Source organism: Streptomyces sp. NPDC126503 (assembly GCF_040302405.1).
GTDB lineage: Bacteria > Actinomycetota > Actinomycetes > Streptomycetales > Streptomycetaceae > Streptomyces > Streptomyces gulbargensis.
The window spans coordinates 15,637-41,668 of sequence record NZ_JBEORS010000035.1; the positions used below are offsets into that span (position 1 = coordinate 15,637).

The 26,032-nt window shown below is 72.0% G+C and carries 22 protein-coding genes; 18 read left to right on the forward strand and 4 right to left on the reverse strand.

The genetic code is table 11. From position 1 onward, the window contains the following. Positions 1–10 precede the first annotated feature (10 nt). Genes ABTY40_RS29045 through nuoN form a run of 13 tightly spaced genes read left to right on the forward strand, consistent with a single transcriptional unit; the run spans position 11 to position 15,415 of the window. A complete protein-coding gene (locus ABTY40_RS29045) occupies positions 11–565 on the forward strand; it encodes a NuoB/complex I 20 kDa subunit family protein (protein WP_309051207.1) in 555 nt (184 codons plus the stop codon). After that, the gene (locus ABTY40_RS29050; RefSeq protein ID WP_352062235.1) at positions 562–1,293 is read left to right on the forward strand and encodes an NADH-quinone oxidoreductase subunit C; all 732 of its coding nucleotides are present in this window, start codon (positions 562–564) and stop codon (positions 1,291–1,293) included. Before ABTY40_RS29045 ends, ABTY40_RS29050 begins: the two co-directional genes overlap by 4 nt. Beyond that, positions 1,290–2,612: an NADH-quinone oxidoreductase subunit D gene (locus tag ABTY40_RS29055; RefSeq protein ID WP_352062236.1), complete on the forward strand. Its 1,323-nt coding sequence runs from the start codon at positions 1,290–1,292 to the stop codon at positions 2,610–2,612. Before ABTY40_RS29050 ends, ABTY40_RS29055 begins: the two co-directional genes overlap by 4 nt. Continuing rightward, the gene (gene nuoE, locus ABTY40_RS29060; protein WP_352062237.1) at positions 2,609–3,349 is read left to right on the forward strand and encodes an NADH-quinone oxidoreductase subunit NuoE; all 741 of its coding nucleotides are present in this window, start codon (positions 2,609–2,611) and stop codon (positions 3,347–3,349) included. The genes ABTY40_RS29055 and nuoE overlap by 4 nt, the downstream gene beginning before the upstream one ends. Further along, positions 3,349–4,698 (forward strand): NADH-quinone oxidoreductase subunit NuoF, encoded by a 1,350-nt coding sequence (gene nuoF, locus ABTY40_RS29065; RefSeq protein WP_352062238.1) that lies wholly within the window; start codon positions 3,349–3,351, stop codon positions 4,696–4,698. Before nuoE ends, nuoF begins: the two co-directional genes overlap by 1 nt. Next, positions 4,695–7,178, forward strand: a complete 2,484-nt coding sequence (locus ABTY40_RS29070; protein WP_352062239.1) for an NADH-quinone oxidoreductase subunit G — start codon at positions 4,695–4,697, stop codon at positions 7,176–7,178. Before nuoF ends, ABTY40_RS29070 begins: the two co-directional genes overlap by 4 nt. Beyond that, the gene (gene nuoH, locus ABTY40_RS29075; protein ID WP_352062240.1) at positions 7,175–8,536 is read left to right on the forward strand and encodes an NADH-quinone oxidoreductase subunit NuoH; all 1,362 of its coding nucleotides are present in this window, start codon (positions 7,175–7,177) and stop codon (positions 8,534–8,536) included. Before ABTY40_RS29070 ends, nuoH begins: the two co-directional genes overlap by 4 nt. A gap of 43 nt (positions 8,537–8,579) precedes the next feature. Next, positions 8,580–9,107 carry an NADH-quinone oxidoreductase subunit NuoI gene (nuoI, locus tag ABTY40_RS29080; RefSeq protein ID WP_502990702.1) on the forward strand — a complete coding sequence of 176 codons (528 nt, stop codon included), beginning with the start codon at positions 8,580–8,582 and terminating at the stop codon, positions 9,105–9,107. Then, positions 9,104–9,931 carry an NADH-quinone oxidoreductase subunit J gene (locus ABTY40_RS29085; RefSeq protein WP_352062242.1) on the forward strand — a complete coding sequence of 276 codons (828 nt, stop codon included), beginning with the start codon at positions 9,104–9,106 and terminating at the stop codon, positions 9,929–9,931. Before nuoI ends, ABTY40_RS29085 begins: the two co-directional genes overlap by 4 nt. Beyond that, entirely contained in the window at positions 9,928–10,227 is a 300-nt protein-coding gene (gene nuoK, locus ABTY40_RS29090) for an NADH-quinone oxidoreductase subunit NuoK (protein ID WP_030214504.1), read from the forward strand. Before ABTY40_RS29085 ends, nuoK begins: the two co-directional genes overlap by 4 nt. 10 nt (positions 10,228–10,237) lie before the next feature. After that, on the forward strand, positions 10,238–12,178 hold the full coding sequence (gene nuoL / locus ABTY40_RS29095) for an NADH-quinone oxidoreductase subunit L (RefSeq protein WP_352062243.1): 1,941 nt from the start codon (positions 10,238–10,240) through the stop codon (positions 12,176–12,178). Positions 12,179–12,182: 4 nt separating this feature from the next. Next, positions 12,183–13,769, forward strand: coding sequence for an NADH-quinone oxidoreductase subunit M (locus ABTY40_RS29100; RefSeq protein WP_352062244.1), 1,587 nt, complete (start codon positions 12,183–12,185; stop codon positions 13,767–13,769). Further along, entirely contained in the window at positions 13,766–15,415 is a 1,650-nt protein-coding gene (gene nuoN, locus ABTY40_RS29105; protein ID WP_352062245.1) for an NADH-quinone oxidoreductase subunit NuoN, read from the forward strand. Before ABTY40_RS29100 ends, nuoN begins: the two co-directional genes overlap by 4 nt. A 63-nt stretch (positions 15,416–15,478) precedes the next feature. On the opposite strand, the gene ABTY40_RS29110 is transcribed toward nuoN, so the two are convergent. Next, positions 15,479–16,072, reverse strand: coding sequence for a hypothetical protein (locus tag ABTY40_RS29110; protein ID WP_352062246.1), 594 nt, complete (start codon positions 16,070–16,072; stop codon positions 15,479–15,481). Positions 16,073–16,287: 215 nt separating this feature from the next. Between ABTY40_RS29110 and ABTY40_RS29115 the strand changes: the two genes are divergently transcribed. Next, complete coding sequence (locus tag ABTY40_RS29115; protein WP_502990700.1) at positions 16,288–17,208, forward strand: helix-turn-helix domain-containing protein; 921 nt, start codon at positions 16,288–16,290, stop codon at positions 17,206–17,208. A gap of 47 nt (positions 17,209–17,255) precedes the next feature. Continuing rightward, positions 17,256–18,092 (forward strand): dioxygenase family protein, encoded by an 837-nt coding sequence (locus ABTY40_RS29120; RefSeq protein WP_352062248.1) that lies wholly within the window; start codon positions 17,256–17,258, stop codon positions 18,090–18,092. A gap of 66 nt (positions 18,093–18,158) precedes the next feature. Here the strand turns inward: ABTY40_RS29120 and fahA are convergent, their stop codons facing one another. Continuing rightward, a complete protein-coding gene (gene fahA, locus ABTY40_RS29125; RefSeq protein WP_352062249.1) occupies positions 18,159–19,385 on the reverse strand; it encodes a fumarylacetoacetase in 1,227 nt (408 codons plus the stop codon). A 291-nt stretch (positions 19,386–19,676) separates the two neighbouring features. On the opposite strand from fahA, the gene ABTY40_RS29130 reads away from it, so the two are divergent. Further along, positions 19,677–21,032 carry a COG1361 family protein gene (locus ABTY40_RS29130; RefSeq protein ID WP_352062250.1) on the forward strand — a complete coding sequence of 452 codons (1,356 nt, stop codon included), beginning with the start codon at positions 19,677–19,679 and terminating at the stop codon, positions 21,030–21,032. A gap of 29 nt (positions 21,033–21,061) precedes the next feature. Here the strand turns inward: ABTY40_RS29130 and ABTY40_RS29135 are convergent, their stop codons facing one another. Further along, a complete protein-coding gene (locus ABTY40_RS29135) occupies positions 21,062–23,059 on the reverse strand; it encodes a CocE/NonD family hydrolase (protein WP_352062251.1) in 1,998 nt (665 codons plus the stop codon). 246 nt (positions 23,060–23,305) lie between these two features. On the opposite strand from ABTY40_RS29135, the gene ABTY40_RS29140 reads away from it, so the two are divergent. Together ABTY40_RS29140 and ABTY40_RS29145 are read left to right on the forward strand one after the other, a co-directional pair. Next, positions 23,306–24,316 (forward strand): polyprenyl synthetase family protein, encoded by a 1,011-nt coding sequence (locus tag ABTY40_RS29140; RefSeq protein WP_345278614.1) that lies wholly within the window; start codon positions 23,306–23,308, stop codon positions 24,314–24,316. A 288-nt stretch (positions 24,317–24,604) separates the two neighbouring features. Then, complete coding sequence (locus ABTY40_RS29145; protein WP_352062252.1) at positions 24,605–25,777, forward strand: LolA family protein; 1,173 nt, start codon at positions 24,605–24,607, stop codon at positions 25,775–25,777. A 107-nt stretch (positions 25,778–25,884) separates the two neighbouring features. Here the strand turns inward: ABTY40_RS29145 and ABTY40_RS29150 are convergent. After that, positions 25,885–26,032 (reverse strand): proprotein convertase P-domain-containing protein (locus ABTY40_RS29150; protein WP_352062253.1); only part of this gene is annotated, 148 nt, incomplete at its 5' end.

Below are 26,032 nucleotides of genomic sequence, written 5' to 3' on the forward strand. Positions count from 1 at the left end.
AGGCACACTCATGGGACTCGAAGAGAAACTCCCGAGCGGTTTTCTGCTGACGACGGTCGAACAGGCCGCGGGCTGGGTGCGGAAGTCGTCCGTCTTCCCCGCCACCTTCGGCCTCGCCTGCTGCGCCATCGAGATGATGACCACCGGCGCCGGCCGCTACGACCTGGCCCGCTTCGGCATGGAGGTCTTCCGCGGCTCCCCGCGCCAGGCCGACCTGATGATCGTCGCCGGCCGGGTCAGCCAGAAGATGGCGCCCGTCCTGCGGCAGGTCTACGACCAGATGCCGAACCCGAAGTGGGTCATCTCCATGGGCGTCTGCGCCTCCTCGGGCGGCATGTTCAACAACTACGCCATCGTGCAGGGCGTCGACCACATCGTGCCGGTCGACATCTACCTGCCGGGCTGTCCGCCCCGCCCGGAGATGCTGATGGACGCGATCCTCAAGCTCCACCAGAAGATCCAGACCTCCAAGCTCGGCGTGAACGCGGCGGAGGCCGCCCGCGAGGCGGAGGAGGCGGCGCTCAAGGCGCTGCCGACGATTGAGATGAAGGGTCTGCTCCGTTGAGCGACGAGACACCCAACCCCGACAAGGACCTCAGCGCGCAGAACCTGCCCGGCCAGCGCGGCGATCACGGTGAGGAGGTGCGCGTCCAGCGGGGCATGTTCGGCGCCCAGAGCGGCGCGGACACCTCCGGCTACGGCGGCCTCGTCCGCTCCGTCCGGCTCCCCGGGCCCGCGTCCCGGCCGTACGGGGGCTGGTTCGACGAGGTCGCCGACGAGCTCGAAGGCGCCCTGGAGGAGCAGGGGCTCCTCCCCGGGAACGCCATCGAGAAGACCGTCGTCGACCGCGGCGAGCTCACCTTCCACATCGAGCGCGAGCACCTCGTCCGCGTGGCCCGCACCCTGCGCGACGACCCCGCTCTCCGCTTCGAGCTGTGCACGGGCGTCTCCGGCGTCCACTACCCGGGTGACAAGGGCCGCGAGCTGCACGCCGTCTACCACCTGCGCTCGCTCACCCACGGCCGGCTGATCCGCCTGGAGGTGTCCGCCCCGGACGCCGACCCGCACATTCCCTCGCTCGTCGCCGTCTACCCGACGAACGACTGGCACGAGCGCGAGGCGTACGACTTCTTCGGCATCGTCTTCGACGGCCACCCCGCCCTCACCCGGATCATGATGCCGGACGACTGGCAGGGCCACCCGCAGCGCAAGGACTATCCCCTCGGCGGCATCGCCGTCGAGTACAAGGGCGCCCAGATCCCGGCTCCGGACCAGCGGAGGTCGTACTCGTGACCACCCCCAACGCGTCTCCCCGCGAGACGACCGAAGGCACCGTCTACACGGTCACCGGCGGCGACTGGGACGAGGTCGTCCGGTCCGCCGCCAAGGCCGACGACGAGCGCATCGTCGTGAACATGGGGCCGCAGCACCCGTCCACCCACGGCGTGCTCCGGCTCATCCTGGAGATCGACGGCGAGACCGTCACCGAGGCCCGCTGCGGCATCGGCTACCTCCACACCGGCATCGAGAAGAACCTCGAGTACCGGACCTGGACGCAGGGCACCACCTTCGTCACGCGCATGGACTACCTCACCCCGTTCTACAACGAGGCGGCGTACTGCCTGGGCGTGGAGAAACTGCTCGGCATCACCGACCAGGTCCCCGACCGGGCGAGCGTCATCCGGGTCCTCCTCATGGAGCTCAACCGGCTCTCCTCGCACCTGGTCTGCATCGCCACCGGCGGCATGGAGCTCGGCGCCACCACGATCATGATCTACGGCTTCCGGGACCGCGAGATGATCCTGGACCTGTACGAGCTGATCACCGGCCTGCGCATGAACCACGCCTTCATCCGCCCCGGCGGCCTCGCCCAGGACCTCCCGCCCGGCGCCGTCGACGCCGTCCGCGAGTTCGTGCGCACCATGAAGAAGAACCTGCCGGAGTACGACAAGCTCGCCACCGGCAACCCCATCTTCAAGGCCCGCATGCAGGACGTCGGCCACCTGGACCTCACCGGCTGCATGGCCCTCGGCGCCACCGGACCCATCCTGCGCTCCGCGGGCCTCCCGCACGACCTGCGCAAGACCGACCCGTACTGCGGCTACGAGACCTACGACTTCGAGGTCCCCACCGCCGACAGCTGCGACGCCTACGGCCGCTTCCTCATCCGCCTGGAGGAGATGCACCAGTCGCTGCGGATCGTCGAGCAGTGCCTGGACCGCCTGGAGCCCGGGCCCGTCATGGTCGGCGACAAGAAGATCGCCTGGCCCGCGCAGCTCGCGCTCGGCCCCGACGGCCTCGGCAACTCCCTCGACCACATCAAGAAGATCATGGGCACCTCCATGGAGGCCCTGATCCACCACTTCAAGCTCGTCACCGAGGGCTTCCGGGTCCCCCCGGGCCAGGCCTACGTGGCCGTCGAGTCCCCCAAGGGCGAGCTCGGCGTGCACGTCGTCTCCGACGGCGGCACCCGCCCCTTCCGGGTCCACTACCGCGACCCGTCGTTCACCAACCTCCAGGCCATGGCGGCGATGTGCGAGGGCGGCCAGGTCGCCGACGTCATCGTCGCCGTCGCCTCCATCGACCCCGTGATGGGAGGCGTCGACCGATGACCGAGAACGTCAGCCTCGGCATGCCCCAGCTCCCCGCGCCCCCGTACCCGCCGGAGGTCCGGGCCCGCCTGGAGGAGGACGCCAGGGCGATCATCGCCCGCTACCCCGGCTCCCGCTCCGCGCTCCTGCCGATGCTGCACCTCGTGCAGTCGGAGGAGGGCTACGTGACCCGCACCGGCATGCAGTTCTGCGCCGACATGCTCGGCCTGACCACCGCCGAGGTCACCGCCGTCGCCACCTTCTACACCATGTACCGCCGCAGGCCCTCCGGCGACTACCAGGTCGGGGTCTGCACCAACACGCTCTGCGCGGTCATGGGCGGCGACGCCATCTTCGAGGAGCTCAAGGAGCACCTCGGCGTCGGCAACAACGAGACCACCCCGGACGGCAAGGTCACCCTGGAGCACATCGAGTGCAACGCGGCCTGCGACTTCGCCCCGGTCGTGATGGTCAACTGGGAGTTCTTCGACAACCAGACGCCCGAGTCCGCCAAGAAGATGGTCGACGACCTGCGGGCCGGCCGCACCGTCGAACCCACCCGCGGCGCGCCCCTGTGCACCTTCAAGGAGACCGCCCGCATCCTCGCCGGCTTCCCCGACGAGCGCCCCGGCGCCGTCGAGGCCACCGGCGGAGCCGGCCCGGCCTCCCTCGTCGGGCTCCGCCTCGCCAAGGGCGAGGCCCCGCACCACCGAATCGTCCATCCGCGCGGCGAAGTGGCCGGTCAGGAGGGAGAGTGATGACCTTGGCAGCCGAAGTCGACAACGCCCGCCCCGAGAAGCTCCTGGCCCCGGTCCTCTCGGCCTTCTGGGACCAGCCCGACTCCTGGACCCTGGAGACCTACGAGCGCCACGAGGGCTACCAGGGCCTCAAGAAGGCCCTCGCGATGAGCCCCGACGACCTCATCGCGTACGTCAAGGAATCCGGCCTCCGCGGACGCGGCGGCGCAGGCTTCCCCACCGGCATGAAGTGGCAGTTCATCCCGCAGGGCGACGGCAAGCCGCACTACCTCGTCGTCAACGCCGACGAGTCCGAACCGGGCACCTGCAAGGACATCCCGCTCCTCTTCGCCAACCCCCACTCCCTCATCGAGGGCATCGTGATCGCCTGCTACGCGATCCGCTCCCAGCACGCCTTCATCTACCTGCGCGGCGAGGTCGTCCCCGTCCTGCGCCGCCTCCACGAGGCCGTCCGGGAGGCGTACGCCGCCGGATACCTCGGCAGGAACGTCCTCGGCAGCGGCCTCGACGTCGAGCTCACCGTGCACGCCGGCGCCGGCGCGTACATCTGCGGCGAGGAGACCGCCCTGCTCGACTCGCTCGAAGGACGGCGCGGCCAGCCCCGGCTGCGGCCCCCCTTCCCCGCGGTCGCCGGCCTCTACGCCTGCCCCACCGTGGTGAACAACGTCGAGTCCATCGCGTCCGTTCCCGCGATCCTGCAGCGCGGCAAGGAGTGGTTCACCTCCATGGGGACCGAGAAGTCCCCGGGCTTCACGCTGTACTCGCTCAGCGGGCACGTCGCCTCGCCCGGCCAGTACGAAGCCCCCCTCGGCATCACCCTGCGCCAGCTCCTCGACATGAGCGGCGGCATGCGCCCCGGGCACCGCCTGAAGTTCTGGACCCCCGGCGGCTCCTCCACCCCCATGTTCACCGACGAGCACCTCGACGTGCCCCTCGACTACGAGGGCGTCGGCGCCGCCGGCTCCATGCTCGGCACCAAGGCCCTGCAGTGCTTCGACGAGACCACGTGCGTCGTCCGGGCCGTCACCCGCTGGACCGAGTTCTACGCCCACGAGTCCTGCGGCAAGTGCACCCCCTGCCGCGAGGGCACCTACTGGCTCGTCCAGCTCCTGCGTGGCATCGAGAACGGGACCGGCACCCTCGCCGACCTCGACAAGCTGAACGACATCGCCGACAACATCAACGGCAAGTCGTTCTGCGCCCTCGGCGACGGCGCCGCCTCGCCGATCTTCTCCTCGCTGAAGTACTTCCGCGACGAGTACGAGCAGCACATCACGGGCAAGGGCTGCCCCTTCGACCCCGCCAAGTCCACCGCCTGGGCGGACAACCACAAGGAGGTGACGGCATGACGGTCACCACGGCCGGTCCGGCCGGCGGCGGTTCCCCGGCCGTACCCCCGGAGGACCTCGTCACGCTGACCATCGACGGCATCGAGGTCTCCGTCCCCAAGGGGACCCTCGTCATCCGTGCCGCCGAACAGCTCGGCATCGAGATCCCCCGCTTCTGCGACCACCCCCTCCTCGACCCCGCGGGCGCCTGCCGCCAGTGCATCGTCGAGGTCGAGGGCCAGCGCAAGCCGATGGCCTCCTGCACCATCACCTGCACCGACGGCATGGTGGTGAAGTCGCAGCTCACCTCGCCCGTCGCCGAGAAGGCCCAGCACGGCGTGATGGAGCTGCTGCTCATCAACCACCCGCTGGACTGCCCCGTCTGCGACAAGGGCGGCGAATGCCCCCTGCAGAACCAGGCCATGTCCCACGGGCAGGCCGACTCCCGCTTCGAGGGGGTGAAGCGCACCTACGAGAAGCCCGTCAACATCTCCACCCAGGTCCTCCTCGACCGCGAGCGCTGCGTGCTCTGCGCCCGCTGCACCCGCTTCTCCAACCAGGTCGCAGGCGACCCGATGATCGAACTCATCGAGCGCGGCGCCCTCCAGCAGGTCGGCACCGGCGAGGGCGACCCCTTCGAGTCGTACTTCTCCGGCAACACCATCCAGATCTGCCCGGTCGGCGCCCTCACCTCCGCCGCCTACCGCTTCCGCTCCCGCCCCTTCGACCTCGTCTCCTCGCCGAGCGTCTGCGAGCACTGCGCCGGCGGCTGCGCCACCCGCACCGACCACCGGCGCGGCAAGGTCATGCGGCGGCTCGCCGCCGAGGACCCCGAGGTCAACGAGGAGTGGGTCTGCGACAAGGGCCGCTTCGCCTTCCGGTACGCGCAGATGCGCGACCGGCTCACCGGCCCGCTGGTGCGCAACCCGGAGACCGGCGCCCTGGAACCGGCCTCCTGGCCGGAGGCCCTGGAGGCCGCCGCCCGCGGCCTCGTCCGCGGCCGGACCGGTGTCCTCACCGGCGGCCGGCTCACCGTCGAGGACGCCTACGCCTACGCCAAGTTCGCCCGCGTCGCCCTCGACACCAACGACATCGACTTCCGGGCCCGCGTCCACTCCGGCGAGGAGGCCGACTTCCTGGCCGCCGCCGTCGCCGGCCGCGGCCACGACCTGGACGGCAGGGGAGTCACGTACACCTCCCTGGAGGCCGCCCCGGCCGTCCTCCTGGCCGGCCTGGAGTCCGAGGAGGAGGCCCCCGGCGTCTTCCTGCGGCTCCGCAAGGCCTGGCGCAAGCGCGGCCAGCGGACCTACGCCCTCGCCTCCCACGCGACCCGCGGCCTGGAGAAGGCCGGCGGCACCCTGCTGCCGGCCGCCCCCGGCACCGAGACCGAGTGGCTCGACGCCCTCACTTCCCGCGCCGGGCTCTCCGGGGACGGCCTGGCCGCCGCCGAGGCGCTCCGCCAGGAAGGCGCCGTCATCGCCGTCGGCGAGCGGCTCGCCGGGGTACCCGGCGCGCTGACCGCCGCCCTGCGCGCCTCGGTCGCCACCGGCGCCCGGCTCGTCTGGATCCCGCGCAGGGCCGGTGAACGCGGCGCCGTCGAGGCGGGCGCCCTCCCGTCGCTGCTCCCCGGCGGCCGGCCCGCCACCGACCCGCGCGCCCGCGAGGAGGTCGCCGCGGCCTGGTCCGTACGCGAACTCCCGCACCGCTACGGCCGCGACACCGGCCAGATCCTGGAGGCCGCCGCCACCGGCGAACTGGCCGCGCTGCTCGTCGGCGGCGTCGAGGTCACCGACCTGCCCGACCCGGCCCGTGCCCGCGAGGCCCTCGACGCGGCCTTCGTCGTCTCCCTGGAGCTGCGGCCGAGCGAGGTCACCGAGCGCGCCGACGTCGTCCTGCCGGTCGCCGCCGTCGCCGAGAAGCCGGGCACCTTCCTCAACTGGGAGGGCCGGGTGCGGATGTTCGAGGCCGCGCTCAAGCCGGAGCACCTGACCCGGCCGCTCGCCCCGGCCGACTCCCGCGTGCTCCACATGCTCGCCGACACACTCGACGCCCACCTCGCCCTGCCCGACCTGAAGTCGATCCGGCGCGAGATGGACCGGCTGGCCCGCTGGACCGGAGAGCGGGCCACCGAGCCGGCCGGCCACGCGCTGCCCGTCCCCCGGGCGGGCGAGGGCGAGGCCGTCCTCGCCGGCCACCGGCTCCTGCTCGACCTCGGCCGGCTCCAGGAAGGCGACGCGGCCCTGGCCGGAACCCGCCACGCGGCGGTCGCCCGGCTGTCCGCCGCCACCGCCGCCGACACCGGCGTGAAGGACGGCGACCTCCTGGAGGTCACCGGCCCCGCCGGATCGGTCACCTTCCCGCTCCAGGTCACCGAGATGCCCGACCGCGTGGTCTGGCTCCCGCTGAACTCGGCCGGCCACGGCGTCCTCGCGGACACCGGCGCCCGCCCCGGCGACCCGGTCCGCATCGGCCCGGCCACCCCGACGGAGGTGCAGGCATGAGCATGCCGCTCGCCGCCGAAGACCTGTCCATGTTCGGCACGGACCCCTGGTGGCTCGTCCTGATCAAGGCCGTCTTCTGCTTCGCCTTCCTGATGATCACCGTGCTGTTCTCCATCGTGTGGGAGCGCAAGGTGGTCGCCTGGATGCAGCTGCGCATCGGCCCCAACCGGCACGGCCCCTGGGGCCTCCTCCAGTCCCTCGCGGACGGCGTCAAGCTGATGCTCAAGGAGGACGTGATCGTCCGGCGCGCCGACAAGGTCGTCTACGTCCTCGCGCCGATCGTCGCCGCCATCCCGGCCTTCATGGCGATCGCCGTGATCCCCTTCGGCCCGGCCGGCAACGAGGTGTCGATCTTCGGCCACCGCACGGCGATGCAGCTGACCGACCTGCCGATCGCGATGCTGTACGTCCTCGCGGTCGCCTCCGTCGGCATCTACGGCATCGTCCTCGCGGGCTGGTCCTCCGGTTCCACGTACCCGCTCCTCGGCGGCCTGCGCTCCTGCGCGCAGATGATCTCCTACGAGATCGCCATGGGTGCCGCCTTCGCCTCCGTCTTCCTCTACTCCGGGTCGATGTCGACCTCGGCGATCGTGGAGGCGCAGGCGGACCGCTGGTTCGTGCTGCTGCTGCCGGTGTCGTTCATCATCTACATCGTCACGATGGTCGGCGAGACCAACCGCGCGCCCTTCGACATGCCGGAGTCCGAGGGCGACCTCGTCGGCGGCTTCAACACCGAGTACTCGTCCATCAAGTTCGCGATGTTCATGCTCGCCGAGTACGTGAACATGGTGACGGTCTCCGCCGTGTCGGTGACCCTCTTCCTGGGCGGCTGGCGGGCCCCGTACCCCGTCTCCACCTTCTGGGAGGGCGCCAACCACGGCTGGTGGCCGATGCTGTGGTTCGTCCTGAAGGTGCAGCTGCTGCTGTTCTTCTTCATCTGGCTCCGCGGCACCCTGCCGCGCGTCCGCTACGACCAGCTCATGAAGCTCGGCTGGAAGGTCCTCATCCCGGTCTCCGTGGTGTGGCTGATGCTCGTCGCCACCGTCCGGGCCCTGCGCAACGAGAACATCGCCCTCACCAACATCGTCATGTACGTGGCGGGGGCCGTCCTCGCGGTGCTGCTGCTCTCCTTCGTGGTGGACGTGCTCCGCGACCGCAAGGCGAAGGCCGCCGCCCCCGAACCGGAGGGGGAGCGCCCCTTCGACCCCATGGCCGGCGGCTTCCCCGTACCGCCCAAGCCCGGACAGTCCCTGCCGCCCGTACCGCGGCGCAGGCCCCGGCACGACCGCGACCTCGTTGTCAGTGGCGGCCCCGATACTGCTACTGCGAGTGAGGGAAAGGAGACGGACGGTGTCTGATTTCCAGAATCCGGTGGCCGGGTTCGGCGTGACCTTCAAGGCCATGTTCAAGAAGCGGCTGACCGAGCAGTACCCGGAGGAGCCCAAGACGACGGCGCCCCGCTTCCACGGCCGGCACCAGCTCAACCGCCACCCGGACGGGCTGGAGAAGTGCGTCGGCTGCGAGCTGTGCGCCTGGGCCTGTCCCGCCGACGCCATCTACGTGGAGGGCGCGGACAACACCGACGAGGAGCGCTACTCGCCCGGCGAGCGCTACGGCCGCGTCTACCAGATCAACTACGCCCGCTGCATCCTGTGCGGGCTGTGCATCGAGGCCTGCCCCACGCGCGCGCTGACGATGACCAACGAGTTCGAACTGGCCGACTCCTCCCGCGAGAACCTGATCTACACCAAGGAGCAGCTGCTCGCGGGCCTGGAGGAGACCATGGTCGACACCCCGCACGCGATCTTCCCCGGCATGACCGAGCAGGACTACTACCGGGGCCTCGTCACCGAGGCGGCCCCCGGCACGGTCCGCCAGGTCGCCGTCTCCAAGGGCGAGAAGGGCGAGCAGGAGGGGGCGGAGGCATGAGCGCGACCCTCGCGGCGTACACGACGTCCACGGGCGAGGCCGTCCAGTTCTGGATCCTCGGCACCGTCGCCGTCGTCGGCGCCCTGTGCACCATCCTCATGCGGAAGGCCGTGCACTCGGCCCTCTGCCTCGCCGGCACGATGATCGTCCTCGCGGTCTTCTACCTGGCCAACGGGGCGTACTTCCTCGGTGTCGTCCAGATCGTCGTCTACACCGGCGCGATCATGATGCTGTTCCTCTTCGTCGTCATGCTGGTCGGCGTCACCGCCGCCGACTCGCTGAAGGAGACCCTCAAGGGGCAGCGCTGGTGGGCCGCGGCCTGCGGCCTCGGCTTCGGCGTGCTGCTCGTCGCCGGCATCGGCCAGGCCGCCCTGACCGAGTTCAACGGTCTGGGCGCGGCCAACACGGCCCACGGCGGGAACGTGGAGGGCCTCGCCGCCCTCATCTTCACCAAGTACGTCTTCGCCTTCGAGATCACCGGCGCGCTCCTCATCACCGCCGCCGTCGGCGCGATGGTGCTCACCCACCGCGAGCGCACCGAACGGGCCCGCACCCAGCGCGAGCTGGCCGAGCAGCGCGTACGGGAAGGCAAGCACCTGCCGCCGCTCCCGGCGCCCGGCGTCTACGCCCGGCACAACGCCGTGGACATCCCGGGCCTGCTGCCCGACGGCACCCCGTCCGAGCTCACCGTCATCTCGACCCTGCGCAAGCGGGGCCAGGTCCGGGACGTGTCGAAGGAGGCGCTGGCCGACCTCAAGGCCCTGGAGCAGCGCGCGGCGGAGCGCCTGGGCCGTGACCGGGACGAAGAGGAGGCCACCCGGTGAATCCCGTCAACTACCTGTACCTCGCCGCCCTGCTGTTCACCATCGGCGCGGCCGGGGTGCTGATCCGGCGGAACGCGATCGTGGTCTTCATGTGCGTCGAGCTGATGCTCAACGCCTGCAACCTCGCGTTCGTCGCCTTCTCCCGTATGCACGGCAACCTCGACGGCCAGATCATCGCCTTCTTCACGATGGTCGTGGCCGCCGCGGAGGTCGTCGTCGGGCTCGCGATCATCGTGTCCGTCTTCCGTGCCCGCCACTCGGCCTCGGTCGACGACGCCAGCCTGATGAAGCTGTGAGGGGCTGACCGTGGAAAATCTCATCGCTCCGCTCGTCGGGGCACCCCTGCTCGGCGCGGCCGTCCTGCTGTGCGGCGGACGGCGGCTCGACAAGGCCGGGCACTGGCTCGGCACGCTGTTCGCGGCGGCCTCCTTCGCGCTCGGCCTGGTCCTCTTCGCCGACATGCTCGGCAAGGGGGCCGAGGACCGGGCGCTGCACCAGCGGCTGTTCAGCTGGGTCCCCGTCGAGGGCTTCCAGGCGGACATCGCCTTCCAGCTCGACCAGCTGTCGATGACGTTCGTGCTGCTGATCACCGGGGTGGGCACGCTCATCCACGTGTACTCGATCGGGTACATGGCGCACGACGAGCGGCGCCGCCGGTTCTTCGGCTATCTGAACCTGTTCGTCGCGGCGATGCTGCTGCTCGTCCTCGCCGACAACTACCTGCTGCTGTACTTCGGCTGGGAGGGCGTCGGCCTCGCCTCGTACCTCCTGATCGGCTTCTGGCAGCACAAGCCCAGCGCGGCCACCGCGGCGAAGAAGGCCTTCCTGGTCAACCGGGTCGGTGACATCGGCCTCTCCATCGCCATCATGATCATGTTCACCACCTTCGGAACCTTCGCCTTCGGGCCGGTCCTGGAGGCGACGGGCCAGGCGTCGCAGGGCACGCTGACCGCGATCGGTCTGATGCTGCTCCTGGCGGCCTGCGGCAAGTCGGCCCAGGTGCCGCTGCAGTCCTGGCTCGGGGACGCGATGGAGGGCCCGACCCCGGTCTCGGCCCTCATCCACGCCGCGACCATGGTCACCGCCGGCGTCTACCTGATCGTCCGCTCCGCCGACATCTTCAACGCCGCCCCCGACGCGCAGCTCGTCGTCACCATCGTCGGCGCCGTCACGCTCCTCTTCGGTGCGATCGTCGGTTGCGCCAAGGACGACATCAAGAAGGCGCTGGCCGGCTCGACGATGTCGCAGATCGGCTACATGGTCCTCGCGGCCGGCCTCGGGCCCATCGGCTACGCCTTCGCGATCATGCACCTGGTGACGCACGGCTTCTTCAAGGCGGGCCTCTTCCTCGGCGCCGGTTCCGTCATGCACGGCATGAACGACGAGGTCGACATGCGGAAGTACGGCGGTCTGCGCAGGTACATGCCGGTCACCTTCGTCACCTTCGGCCTCGGCTACCTCGCCATCATCGGCTTCCCCGGCCTGTCCGGCTTCTTCTCCAAGGACAAGATCATCGAGGCGGCCTTCGCCAAGGGCGGCACCGAGGGCTGGATCCTCGGCTCCGTCGCCCTGCTGGGCGCGGCCATCACCGCGTACTACATGACCCGCGTGATGATCATGACCTTCTTCGGGGAGAAGCGCTGGCAGCCGGCGCCCGACGCCGACACCGTGCCCGGCGCCGAACCGGCCGCCGAGCACGCGGCGGGACGGATGCCGCACCCGCACGAGTCGCCGAAGTCCATGACCGTCCCCATGATCCTCCTGGCCGTCGGCTCGGTCGGCGCGGGCGCCTTCTTCGGCATCGGCGACCGGTTCGTGAACTGGCTCGCCCCCGTGACCCGGTTCGAGCACGGACACCCGCCGGTCAGCGCCGGAGTCATCACCGCCGCCACCGTCGCCGTGATGGTCGTCGGCGTCACGATCGCCTACCTCCAGTACGGCCGCCGGCCCGTCCCGGTGGTCGCCCCGCGCGGCTCGCTGCTCACCCGGGCCGCCCGCCGCGACCTCCTCCAGGACGACTTCAACCACGTCGTCCTGGTCCGGGGCGGCGAGCACCTCACCCGCTCGCTGGTCTACCTCGACCACACCCTGGTCGACGGCGTGGTCAACGGCACCGCGGCCTCCGTCGGCGGACTCTCCGGCCGGCTGCGCAAGCTCCAGAACGGCTACGCCCGCTCGTACGCGGTCTCCATGTTCGGAGGTACGGCGGTGCTGATCGCCGCGACCCTGCTGATGAGGGCGGTGTAATCCCATGTCCTTCCCGCTCCTGACGGTCACGGCAGCGGTACCGGCGGTCGGTGCGATCCTCACCGCCGCCGTGCCCGCCGCCCGCCGTACCGCCGCCAAATGGCTGGCGCTGCTCGTCTCGCTCGCCACGCTCGCGCTCGCCGCCGTGATCTTCGTACGGTTCGAGCCCGGCGGCGAGCGGTACCAGCTGACCGAATCGCACGCCTGGATCAAGGACTTCGGGGTCCGTTACGAACTGGGCGTCGACGGCATCGGGGTCGCGCTCATCGGCCTCACCGCCCTGCTGATCCCCTTCATCGTGCTGGCCGGCTGGCACGACGCCGACCCCGCGGAGACGTCCTCGAAGCGCTGGCGTCCGACGCAGGGCTTCTTCGCCCTCATCCTCATGGTCGAGGCGATGGTGATCCTCTCCTTCGAGGCCACCGACGTCTTCCTCTTCTACATCCTGTTCGAAGCCATGCTGATCCCGATGTACTTCCTCATCGGCGGCTTCGGCGACCGGGCCCACGCGGGCTCCGACGAGAACGCGGCGGCCCAGCGCTCGTACGCGGCCGTCAAGTTCCTGCTCTACAACCTGGTCGGCGGCCTGATCATGCTGGCCGCCGTCATCGGGCTCTACGTGGTCGCGGGGAACTTCTCCCTCACCGAGATCGCCGAGGCCCGGGCCAACGGCTCGCTGGAGATGGCCACCAGCACCGAGCGGTGGCTGTTCCTCGGCTTCTTCTTCGCCTTCGCCGTGAAGGCGCCGCTGTGGCCGCTGCACACCTGGCTGCCCAACGCGATGGGGGAGGCGACCGCCCCGGTGGCCGTCCTCATCACCGCCGTGGTCGACAAGGTGGGCACCTTCGCGATGCTCCGCTTCTGCCTCGGCCTCTTCCCCGAGGCCTCGACGTGGGCCACCCCCGCGATCGTCGTCCTCGCCCTGATCAGCATCGTGTACGGCGCGCTGCTCGCAGTCGGCCAGCGGGACATCAAGCGGCTGATCGCCTACGCGTCGATCTCCCACTTCGGCTTCATCGTCCTCGGCATCTTCGCGATGACGAGCCAGGGCCAGTCCGGCGCCACGCTCTACATGGTCAACCACGGCATCTCCACCGCCGCCCTCATGCTGGTCGCCGGCTTCCTCATCTCCCGGCGCGGCTCCCGGCTCATCGCCGACTACGGCGGCGTGCAGAAGGTCGCCCCGGTCCTCGCCGGCACCTTCCTCATCGGCGGCCTCGCGACGCTGTCCCTGCCCGGACTCGCCCCCTTCGTCAGCGAGTTCCTGGTCCTCGTGGGCACCTACGCCCGCTACCCGGTGGCCGGTGTCATCGCCACCACCGGCATCGTCCTCGCCGCGCTCTACACCCTCGTCCTCTACCAGCGGACGATGACCGGGCCGGTGAGGGAAGAGGTGAAGACCCTGCCCGACCTGCGGGCGCGGGAGCTGGCGGTGGCCGTCCCGCTGATCGCCGTCCTGATCTTCCTCGGCGTCTTCCCCAAGCCCCTGACGGACGTCGTCAACCCGGCGGTCCGGCACACCATGTCCGACGTGCAGCAGAAGGACCCCCAGCCCGCTGTGCCCATCCAGAACGCGGAGGCGGCCAAGTGAGTACAACGGCTGTCCACGACCTGTGGACGACGGCCGCCGAGCCGATCGGCAAGATCCCGGCGCCGCACATCGAGTACGCGCAGCTCGCGCCCGTCCTCATCGTCGTCGGTGCCGCGATCCTCAGCGTCCTGGCCGAGGCCTTCGTGCCCCGCCGGGGCCGCTACCACAGCCAGGTCGTCCTGAGCGTCCTCGCCCTCGCGGGGGCCTTCGCCGCCGTCGTCGCCCTCGCGGCCGGCGGGCACGCCACCACGAAGGCCGGCATCGCGGCCATGGGCGCGATCGCCGTCGACGGTCCCGCCCTCTTCCTCCAGGGCACGATCCTGCTCGCCTCGATCGTCGCCGTCCTCACCTTCGCCGAGCGGCGGCTCGACCCGGCCGATCACGGCCACAAGGTCGACTCCTTCGCCGCCGAAGCCGCCGCCGTCCCCGGCAGCGACCAGGAGAAGGCGGCGGTCAGGGCCGGCTTCACCACCACCGAGGTGTTCCCGCTCGCCCTGTTCGCCGTCGCCGGCATGCTCGTCTTCCCGGCGGCCAACGACCTCCTGACGCTGTTCGTCGCCCTGGAGGTCTTCTCCCTCCCGCTGTACCTGCTCTGCGCCGTCGCCCGCCGCAAGCGGCTGATGTCGCAGGAGGCCGCCGTCAAGTACTTCCTGCTCGGCGCCTTCTCCTCCGCGTTCCTCCTCTTCGGGATCGCCCTGCTCTACGGCTACGCGGGCTCCGTCTCGTACGCCGCCATCGCCGATGTCGTCGACGGCCGCCTGGCCTCCGTCGACCCGGCGCTCGCCGCCACCATGGGCAACGACGTGCTGCTGCTCATCGGCTTCGCCATGGTGCTCATGGGGCTCCTGTTCAAGGTCGGCGCGGTGCCGTTCCACATGTGGACCCCCGACGTCTACCAGGGCGCCCCGACCCCGGTCACCGGCTTCATGGCCGCCGCCACCAAGGTCGCCGCCTTCGGCGCGCTGCTCCGCCTGCTGTACGTGGTGCTCCCGGGGCTCACCTGGGACTGGCGGCCGGTCATGTGGGGCGTCGCCATCGTCACCATGCTGGGCGGCGCGATCATCGCCATCACCCAGACCGACATCAAGCGGCTCCTCGCCTACTCGTCGATCGCGCACGCCGGGTTCCTGCTCGCCGGTGTCATCGCGGCCACCCCGAGCGGCGTCTCGTCCGTGCTGTTCTACCTCGGCGCGTACTCCTTCGTGACGATCGGCGCCTTCGCCGTCGTCACGCTCGTGCGGGACGCGGGCGGTGAGGCCACCCACCTCTCCAAGTGGGCCGGACTCGGCCGCCGTTCGCCGCTCGTCGCCGCGGTCTTCGCGGTGTTCCTGCTCGCTTTCGCCGGCATTCCGCTCACCTCCGGCTTCTCCGGAAAGTTCGCGGTCTTCAAGGCGGCGGCGGAGGGCGGCGCCGGGGCGCTCGTCGTGGTCGGTGTGATCTCCTCGGCGATCGCCGCGTTCTTCTACATCCGGGTGATCGTGCTGATGTTCTTCAGCGAGCCCAAGGCCGACGGTCCCACCGTCGCCGTGCCCTCGGCGCTCACCACGGCCACCATCACCGCCGGTGTGGCCGTCACCCTGGTGCTGGGCCTCGCGCCGCAGTACTTCCTCGACCTCGCGAACCAGGCGAGCGTCTTCGTGCGGTGACGGGGCGCACGCGCCCGTACGAGAGGGGCCCGGCTCACCGCGAGCCGGGCCCCTCCCGCGTGCCTACCGCTGCGGCGCGCCCCCGGGGGCAGGGGAGACACCCTCGGGGCAGTCGCAGCGCACGCGCGGGTTGTACGGGGCGAAGACGCCCCGCGGGTTCTTCTTGTAGATCCACGCGTGCAGCGTGAACACGTCACCGACGCCGGGGATCACGGCCGGCCCGTCCATCGGACGGTCGAAGATCCGGGGCGTCGGCTGGCCCTTGTTGGGGACGACCCACTCGACCGCGACCAGTTCCCGCTTCCCGGTCTCGTGGTTGTCCTCGTACAGCACGGCAGCGGGCCGCGCCGGGTCGGTCGAGCCGACGTTCGCCGGTTTCACGTAGTGGTAGCCCATCCCGCCGAGCCGCTGCGGGCTCTCGTCCTCCACGCACATGTCGGTGCGGAGGAAACCGTCGGCGATGGCCTTCTGCTCGGACCTGTACTTCTTCGTGGCCTCGTACGTCTCCGCCAGGTCCGGGTGCGGGAGCTCCGTGGCCGGCGTCGCGGCGGGGAGGGCGGCGGGCGCGGCCGCGACGGCCGGCGCGGCCCCCAGGGCCAGCGAACCGGCGGCGGCCAGGGCGAGTACGGCCAGAAGAGGCCGGGGTCGTGCGGACATGTGGGTCTGCTCCTCGGGGAGGGGGCGCGGCCCCAGCGGCGGCGCCCGGCACGGGCGGGCTCTCCCCCGCTCCCGCCACCCCAGCAGCATCGGCCGCGCACCGGGGCCGCCGCATGCCGGGTGGCCCATTGGAGGGGGGTGACCTGCGGGCACGGGCGTGCCATCGTGGAAGGCGCCCATTGGTCTGTACCAGCCGAGGAGAGGAGAACCGCACCATGCGCGGTACCACCGCGTTACCCGGCAGCCCCTGTGTCGCACCCCGGAGCGGGGAGCCGCCGTTGCACCGCCTCGAGGTGCGCCTTCCGGGACAAGTGCCGTTCGCCGCCGGGGGGTTCGACGCCATGGGGCCCATGTCGCGGGCCGCGTTCCCCCATCGGCACACGTTCTACGAGATCGTGCACGTCGTCGCCGGGAGCGGGGTGCACGTGCTCGACGTGGAACGGTACGCGGTACGGCCACCGCAGTTGGGCGTGATCCTGCCCGGACAGGTGCACCACTGGGAGGGCGTGCGCGGCCTTGAGGGGTCGCTCGTGCTGTTCACCCCCGAGTTCCTGGGCGGCGGGGGCCGGGACGAGGCGCTGCTGCGAAGGCTGGGGGAGCGGCCCTGGGTGGACCTGGACGAGGCGACGCACCGGCGCACGGCGTTTCTCATGGAGGAGCTGGCCGAGGAGTACCGGCACGGCGACGACGGGTTCGCCGGGGTGCTGCGGTCGCTGCTGCACGTGCTGCTGGTCCGGGCCGCGCGGCTGCCGGGCGGCAGCACCGGGCCCGCCCCCGCGCGGGGGCTCGCGGAGGAGTTCGTACGGCTCGCCGGGCGGGCGGCGACGGAGGGGCTGTCGGTGCGGGAGTGCGCCGAGCGGCTCGGGGTGACCCCCGGCTACCTCGCGGAGACCGTACGCGCCGCCACCGGACGTACCCCCGCCGCGCTGCTCCGCGAAGCCAGGACGCGCGAGGCGCAACGACTCCTCACCGCAACGGAACTGACGGTACGCCAGGTGGCGGCCCGGGTCGGGTTCGCCGATCCCGCCTACTTCTGCCGCTTCTTCCGGCGCGAGACCGGCCTCAGCCCCGGTGACTTCCGAAAACACCACGACCACCGCACTCCGTCCCTCGTCCCCGCCGACCCCCGCGCCTAGGTTCGATGCCGATCCCGCAGCCCCCCACCAGAGGAGCAGGCACCGGTATGGACAGGAACATCGAGAGCGAGACCGGCGGCGCCGGACACGTCACCCGCAAGGCCGTTCTGCGCGCCGCGCTCGCCGCAGGACTCACCGCGCCCGCCGTGCTCATGGGCGTCCCCGCCCTCGCCCGCACCCTCACCGGGAGCGAGGTGCCGCCCGCCCTCACCCCCACCTGCGACGACGGCGACGACCCCACGCCCCCGCAGATGGAAGGCCCCTACTTCAAGCCCAACTCCCCCCGCCGCACCAGCCTGGTGGACGCGAGCACGCCCGGCACCCGGCTCACCGTCAGCGGCTACGTCTTCGGCCTCGCCTGCCGGCCGGTCGCGGGCGCCCTGCTCGACTTCTGGCAGGCCGACGTCAACGGCGCCTACGACAACACCGGGTTCCGCTTCCGGGGCCACCAGTTCACCGACGCGAGCGGCGCCTTCCGGCTCAGCACGATCGTCCCCGGCCTCTACCCGGGCCGCACCCGCCACATCCACGTCAAGGTCCAGGCCCCCGGCCGCCCGGTGCTCACCACGCAGCTGTACTTCCCGGGTGAACCCCGCAACAACACCGACTCGCTCTTCGACCCGCGCCTGCTCATGACCGTGCGGGACGCGGGCGGTGCCAAGGAGGCCGCCTTCGACTTCGTCCTGAACGTGCCGCAGGACCCGGGCCCGAGCCCCACCCCGACCCCCACCGGGACCCCCGGCGGCACCTGGGCCGCCGGGACCACGTACCGGCCCGGCGACTCCGTGACGTACGGCGGCCGGGGCTACGCCTGCCTCCAGGCGCACACCGCCCAGGCCGGCTGGGAGCCGCCGAACGCGCCCGCCCTCTGGCGGCTCCTCTGACGGACGGCCGCACGGCGGTCGTCCGGCCCCCGCGGGGGTGCGGTACGACCGCCGGGCGGCCCCAGGTCAGGCGGAAGGAACGATCCGGCCCCGGACCTCGCCCAGCGCCACGCGCGTGCCGTCCGGGCCCGGCGCCCACGCGGTGAGCACGACCTCGTCGCCGTCCTCCAGGAACGTCCGCTTGCCACCGGCCAGGTCGAGCGCGTCCCGACCGTTCCACGTCAGCTCCAGGAGCGAACCGCGCTGGTTCACCTCGGGCCCGGACACCGTCCCCGAGCCGTACAGGTCACCCGTGCGCAGCGAGGCGCCGTTCACCGTCATGTGGGCGAGCTGCTGGGCCGCCGTCCAGTACATGGTGGAGAACGGCGGCTCGGCGACCACCTCGCCGTTGATCTCCACCGTGATCCGCAGATCGAAGCCGCCCGGCTCGTCCTCGCCCGAGTCGTCCAGGTACGGCAGCGGCGGGACGTCCCGCGCGGGCGGGGCGGTCCGGGCCGCGTCCAGCGCCTCCAGAGGCGTCACCCACGCCGACACCGACGTCTGGAAGGACTTGCCGAGGAACGGGCCCAGCGGCACGTACTCCCAGGCCTGCACGTCCCGCGCCGACCAGTCGTTCAGCAGCGTCAGACCGAAGACGTGCTCCCGGAAGTCGCTCAGCGCGACCGGCCGGCCCAGCTCCGACGGGGTGCCGACGAGGAAGCCGACCTCCGCCTCGATGTCCAGCTTCACCGACGGGCCGAAGACGGGGGCCGCGTCGGACGGCGCCTTGCGCTGCCCGGACGGCCGTACGACATCGGTCCCGGAGACCACCACCGTGCCGGCCCGGCCGTGGTAACCGATCGGCAGGTGCTTCCAGTTGGGGGTGAGCGGCTCGCCGTCCGGGCGGAAGATCCGGCCCACGTTCGTCGCGTGGTGCTCGCTCGCGTAGAAGTCCACGTAGTCCGCGACCTCGTACGGCAGGTGCAGCGTCACCGCGTCCAGCGGGTGCAGCAGCGGCTCGATGTCGGGGCGGTGCGCGGGCACCGTCACCCAGGCCGTCAGCGCCCGCCGCACATCGCGCCAGGCCGTCCGGCCGGCGGCGAGCAGCGGGTTCAGGCTCGGCTGCGCGAGCAGCGCGGCGTACGGGGAGCCGAGCGCGTGCGCCGCGGCCCCCGCGTCCAGCACGTACCCGCCGATGCGGACGCCGAGCCTGCGCCGGCCGGGCTCGTCGGCGGTCGAGAAGACGCCGTACGGGAGGTTGTGCGGGCCGAAGGGGTCGCCCTCGGCCAGGTCGAGCGGGCTGTGCTCGGACATGGCTGCGTGCCTCGCTTTCCACGTGTGTGGGGGACACGTTACGGGGCGGGCCGCCGGGCGCTGATGACATGGATCACAGAGAAACCGGGGCCTCCATGGGCAACTGTCCCGCTTCGGGTGCTTTGTGGTCGGACCGGCGCCGAACCCCCGCCCGAGCTGCGGGAAAGCGGCCCCCGCGCGGCGGTGCCGCCGCCTACGATCAGCGTGGCGCCGCGCCCGCGTGAGGCAGCCGCAGGCGCGCCCCACCACACTCTTCTCGCAGTTCCTCTGACCAGGAAAAGGCCCACACCTGTGAAGATCCGCCGCATCCTGGCGACCGCCGTCGCCGCCGCCGTCACCACGCCGGTCGTGTTCCTCTCGGCCGGCCCCGCCTTCGCCACGCCCACCCCGACGCCCGCGCAGACCCAGGCCCCCGCGACCCACGAGGACGACGAGAAGCCGTCCCTGGAGGAGCTGGAGGAGGCCCTCGACAAGGCGCGGGCCAAGGTCGCCGAGCTCGAGGTGACGTACAAGGCGGCCCTGAAGGACCTCGACGACAACAACGTCGAAGAGGACCTCAAGACCGAGCTCGCCGCCGCCACGGAGGCCCTCAAGGCCGCCAAGGACGCCAAGACCGCCGCCGACACGGTGCTCGTCGCGGCCGAGGAGGCCCTGAAGAAGCTGCCCGGGACGGCCACCGAGCAGGAGAAGGCGGACGCCGAGAAGGCCGTCGCCGACGCGAAGAAGGGCGTCGAGGACGCCACCGCCGCCCTGGCCGCCGCCAAGCTCCGCCACGACAAGGCCGACACCGCGTACGACGACGCCGTCGTCGCCCTGGCGAAGAAGGCGCACATCCTCGGCGAGAGGCTGAAGCTGGCCAAGCAGGAACTCGCCGACGCCCGGGACGCCCTCGAAGGCTTCGAGGAGCTGCCCGAGGAGTGCGAGGAGGGCGATGCCCTCGCCGTCCAGGTGACCGGCCCCACCACCGTGACCGCCGGCACCAGCGCGGTGTTCTCGCTGAAGGTCCGCAACACCTCCGAGCGCACCCTCGACGCCGTCGAGGCCTACGCCTTCGCCGCGACCCTCCCCACCGACTGGGAGGAGATCGACGAGAGCGAGGAGCCGCCGAGCGGCTGGAACAAGTTCATCACCGTCGCGTGGTCCTCCGCCAAGAACCCGGCGTGGACCCCGGTCTCCGAGGAGTTCGACGGCATCGCGCTCGGCGCGCTCGCCAAGGGCGGCCAGGCCGACGTGAAGCTGCGCCTGACCGTCGACGCGAAGGCGCCCACCGCCCAGGGCGTGGCCTTCGCCGCCGGCGCGTACGAGAACGAGGACGGGTCCTGCGGCTACGGCGACAACTCCGAGGCCTTCTTCGACATCGTTCCCGCCGGCAAGGACGACAAGCCGACGCCGACGCCGACCCCGACGCCGTCCCCGTCGACCACCACCGCCACCCCGACCCCGGTGCCCACCGTCACCACCGGCAACGCGAACACCACGCCGTACGGCGGCTCGTCCACCACTCCGGTGAACCGCGGCACCCTCGCCGCCACCGGCTCCGGTGACCACCTGCCGCAGCTCGGCCTGGCCGCCGGTGCCGCCGTCGTCCTCGGCGCCGGAGCGCTGGTCGTCGCCCGCCGCCGCCGCAAGGCCGGCGCCCGCGCGTAACCCCTTCCGGTCCCCCGTACGGCCGCGGCTCAGCCCGCCGTACGGGGGATCCGCCGTTCCCAGGTGCGGTGGAAGACGATCTCGCCGCCCTCCGCGCACACCACCTCGTGCGAGGTGTGGAAGGCGTCCGCGTCGCAGGTGGTCTCGGCGCGCAGCTCCACCGTGACGTCCCAGCCGAGGTCGGGCCGGTGCAGCCGGACCGACCGGTCGGAGCGGGCCCGGGCCGACAACGGGCCGCTCTCCTCGATCGTGTACGTGTCCAGGGCGTCCTCCGTGACCTCCAGGCCGTCCGGGTGGACCCGCGTCCCGCCGTCCCGGGGGTCGTCCTCCAGGCGCCACTCGCCCTTCACCACGTCCCGCACCACCGTCCGCTCCGGCCGCGGCTCCTCCAGGGTGCCCGGGACGGTGACCCCCGTCGGCCCGGCCTGCTCCGGCTCCTCCCAGACGACGGTGTCCCGGGTCGGGGCCCGGACCGGCAGCGTGAGCGAGGAGCCCGCCGGGTCCAGCGCGAAGCCCGCCCCGTCCGGCTGCGGCCAGAGCCACGGCCAGTACGCGGAGGAGACCGCGAGCCGCACCCGGTGGCCGGGCGCGAAGGCGTGCCCGGCGGTGCCCAGCTCGAAGCGGACGCTCTCCCACGCGCCGGTGCGTGCCGGCACCGCCCGGTCCGTGCCGAGGCGGGCGGCGAGGTTCAGGGCGCCCCGGGTCACGAGGGTGGAGGAGCCGTCCGGGGCGACGTCGCAGAGCCGGGCGACGGCCTGGCCGGTGGGGGCGTCCGCGCGCAGGGCGAGGCTCACCGACGGGCGGCCCAGGATCTCGACCGGTTCCCCGTCCTCGGGGACGGTGAAGTCGAAGCAGGCCGAGAGCGCGTCCTCGCCGCGCTGGTCCGGCGGCAGGTCGCCGTCGTTCCCCGACGGCAGGAGACGGCCCGCGTCCACACCGGTCCACGGGGGCGAGGCGACGGCCACCGGCCCGCCTCCGAAGCCGTACGTGACGGGCGTGACGTGCGGGGACGGCCAGGAGGGCTCGGTGACCCAGCGGCCCGGCAGCTCCCGGTACACCGGGGCCGGGGGATGGGAGCCGCCGATCCAGGCGCGCAGCGGCGGATCGTCCGGCACGCCGTTGCCGGCGCCCTTGAGGTGGTGGTCCCACCAGCGCAGGGTCTCCTGGAGGAAGCCGACGGCGGAGCCCGGCGGCAGCGCCCGGTCGGGGTAGTGGACGGACCAGGGGCCGAGGACGGCCCGCACCCGGTCCGGGGGGAGGTGTTCGGCGAGGCGCAGGACGGTGTCGCGGTACGGGTCGTGGAGCCCGCCGACGGCGAGGACGGCGGCCCGGATCGCGCCGTACTCCTCACGGACGGCGCCGGACCGCCAGTGGTCGTCGCGGGTCGGGTGGGCGAGCCACCGGGGGAGGAGCGGCTCCACGGCCTCCAGCCGTTCCAGCCAGCGCTCGCGCCACTCCTCGCCCGCGTACCGGGGGTCGGGCGGCCGGCAGGCCGAGGAGAGCAGGGCGGCGGCCCAGGGCAGCCCTCCGGCGAGGACGGCGCCGCCCAGGTGGTGGGCGCCGGTCCCGTAGGGGTCGTCGGTGGCGCTCACGGCGACGACGGCCTTGAGCGGGCCGGGGGCGCGGGCGGCGATCCGCAGCGCGGCGGTGCCGCCCCAGGAGACGCCGAAGACACCGACCTCGCCGGAGCACCAGGGCTGTTCGGCCAGCCAGTGCACGAGCGCGACCCCGTCGTCCGTCCCGGTGGCGCCGTGCACGTCACCGGGCAGGCCCCCGCTGTTGCCGTGGCCGCGCGCGTCGACGCGGACGGAGGCGTAGCCGTGGCCCGCGTACCAGGGGTGGCGCTGCGCGTCGCGGGCCACCGTCCCGTCGGTCAGCCGGCACGGGTCGTACTCCAGGAGGGCCGGGACGGGCCGGTCGGTGACCGGGCGCCACACGCGCGCGTACAGCGGGGTGCCGTCGGGCATCGCGACGCGGAGGTCCTCGTGCCGGGTCGCGTACGGGAAATCGGTACGGATCCTGGTCATCGGGTCACCTCCACGGCCGCCGTACGCGGTTCGATTTCATGCCGCTCCCCGTTCGTGACAAAACGCCTACTCCTGGTCGTATGAGCTGATCACGAACATACCGGGGGTGACGGGAAGGCGCCCACGGTGATCGAAACGTGACCGGATACGCTGGCTTGAGCGAATCCAGCGACACATCGACAATCCGTGTGATCGTGAGCAACCCGTGTGATCGTCAGCAGGCGTCAGCAGACAGGAGACCCCCTCGTGACCGTCGTCGGGCCGTTCGGTCTTAGCGTGCGGGACCAGGCTCTTGAGGCCGATGTCCAGAGCGGGTTGGCGGCCGTGGAGGCGGGCCTCCTGGACGCCACCAAGAGCGATGTCCCGTTCATCACGGAGGCCGCCCAGCATCTCGTCCTGGCCGGGGGCAAGCGGTTCCGCCCCCTGCTCGTGATGCTCGCCGCCCAGTTCGGCGACCCGCACGCCCCGGGTGTCGTCCCCTCCGCCGTGGTCGTCGAGCTGACCCATCTCGCCACGCTGTACCACGACGACGTCATGGACGAGGCCGACGTGCGGCGCGGGGTGCCCAGCGCCAACGCCCGCTGGGGCAACTCCATCGCCGTCCTCACGGGTGACTTCCTCTTCGCCCGTGCGTCGCACACGCTCGCGGATCTCGGACCCGAGGCCGTCCGCATCCAGTCCGAGGCGTTCGAGCGGCTCGTCACCGGCCAGATCCTGGAGACCGCCGGCCCCACCGACGGCCGCGACCCCGTCGACCACTACCTCGACGTCCTCGGCGGCAAGACCGGTTCGCTCGTCGCCGTCTCCTGCCGCTTCGGCGCCATGATGGCCGGCGCCGACCGGTCCGTCGTCGACACCCTCACCCAGTACGGTGAGCGGCTCGGCGTCGCCTTCCAGCTCGCCGACGACGTCCTCGACATCGCCTCCGACTCCCACGAGTCCGGCAAGACCCCGGGCACCGACCTCCGCGAAGGCGTCCCGACCCTCCCCGTCCTCCGGCTCCGCGCCGCCGCGGCGGCTCACGGCCGCCCCGAGGACCTGGAACTGGTCGCCCTCATCGACGGCGACCTCACCGACGACGAGCGCCACGCCGAGGTCCTGCGCCGGCTCCGCGTCCACCCCGCCCTGGAGCAGGCCCGCCGGGACACCGTGCGGTACGCGGAGGAGGCCAGGGCCATGCTGGCGCCGCTCCCCGACGGCTACGCGAAGGCCGCGCTCGCGGAGCTCTGCGACGCGGTCGTCCACCGCGCGGGCTAGGGTCTTTCTTTCGGATCTTGCCGGGCTCGCGGCGTCTGGCACGCACGCTCGCCGCGTTGTCGTCGGTCGCCGATGCTCCGCATGGACTCCCTCCTCCGCCTTGCGATCGCACGCACCAGACGCCGCTCCCTGATCCGGCCTGATCCGAAAGAAAGACCCCAGACGCTTCTCGGGGTCGCGTCATACCGGAGCAGTACGCCGGGTTGCTCCCCGGGGCTGACGCCCCGGGGCCCTTTCCCTGGTGGGATGGAGACATCGACCACGGAGGGCACGGAGGTAGCGCAGACCATGGCACAGACCCGTAAGGCGAGCCGTTACATCGTTCCGGTGGCGGTGGCCGGAGCGGCCGCCGCCACCATCGGCCTCGTACCGGCCCTGGCGGCGTCCGGGGACCCGGACCTGCCGGAGATCACCGCGCAGCAGCTCATCGAGAAGATCGCCGCCTCGGACACCCAGACCCTGTCCGGCACGTTCAAGATCTCCACCGACCTGGGCCTGCCCGCCCTCGACGGCCTCCTCTCCGGCGTCGCCGGAGGCGGCGGCTCCGGCTCGGCGGACCCCTCGGAACAGCTCACCCGGCTCGTCTCCGGCACCCACACCCTGCGGGTGGCGGCCGACGGACCCGAGCGCCAGAGGCTCACCCTGCTCGACGGCAAGAACGAGTACAGCCTCGTCCACAACGGCACCGACGTGTGGGCGTACGACAGCGCGAGCAACGAGGTCTTCCACGAGAAGACGCCGGCGGAGGCCGGGGAGCAGCGCGGCGAGGAACTGCCGGGCACGCCGAAGCAGCTGGCCGACGAGGTCCTGAAGGCGGCCGGTGACACGACCTCGATCACCGTCGGCGGCACGGCGAAGGTGGCCGGCCGGGACGCGTACCAGCTGGTGATCGCGCCGAAGCAGAGCGGTTCGACCGTGGAGTCCGTGAAGATCGCGGTGGACGCGGCGACGGGCACCCCGCTCAAGTTCACCCTGGCCTCGGTCCAGGGCGGCAAGCCGGTCCTCGACGCGGGCTTCACCAAGGTCGACTTCGGCCGGCCGGCCGCCTCGGAGTTCACCTTCCAGGTGCCCAAGGGCGCCAAGGTGACGGAGGGTGGCGCCCAGGCCGCGGGCAAGGACGCGGAGAAGGAACTGGAGAAGGGCTTCGGCCCCGCCCTCGGTGCCCCGGGCCTCGGCGGCCCCGGGTTCGGCGGTCCCGACGGCGGACCGAACGTGATCGGGGAGGGCTGGACGACCATCGCCAAGCTCGGCACCGGCGCTGCGGCGCCCGGGAAGGGCGAGGCGCCGAAGGAGGTCCAGGGCTTCCTGGACTCCTTCGGCGAGAAGGTCACCGGCTCCTTCGGCTCGGGCACCGTCTTCTCCACGAAGCTGGTGAACGCGCTGATGACGGACGACGGCACGGTGTACGTCGGCGCGGTGACGAAGGACGCGCTGGTGAATGCGGCGAACGCCGACAAGTAGCGGCTGTCGGCGTTCCGTTGGGGACCCGGGCGGGGCGGGGGCGATGGTCACCGGCCCGCCCGGGAGCGTGTGCGGGAAGCCTCCGGGGAGGCTTCCCGGCCGTCCCCCTACGGGAAGGTCAGCTTGACGCCGCTGATGTAGCCGGTGTCGGCGGAGGCCCTGTCCTGGGCGCGGAGCTTCCAGGCGCCGTTGGCGACCTCGGAGGAGGCGTTCACGGTGTAGGTCTGGACGATGTTGTCGGCGCTGCCGCCGGTG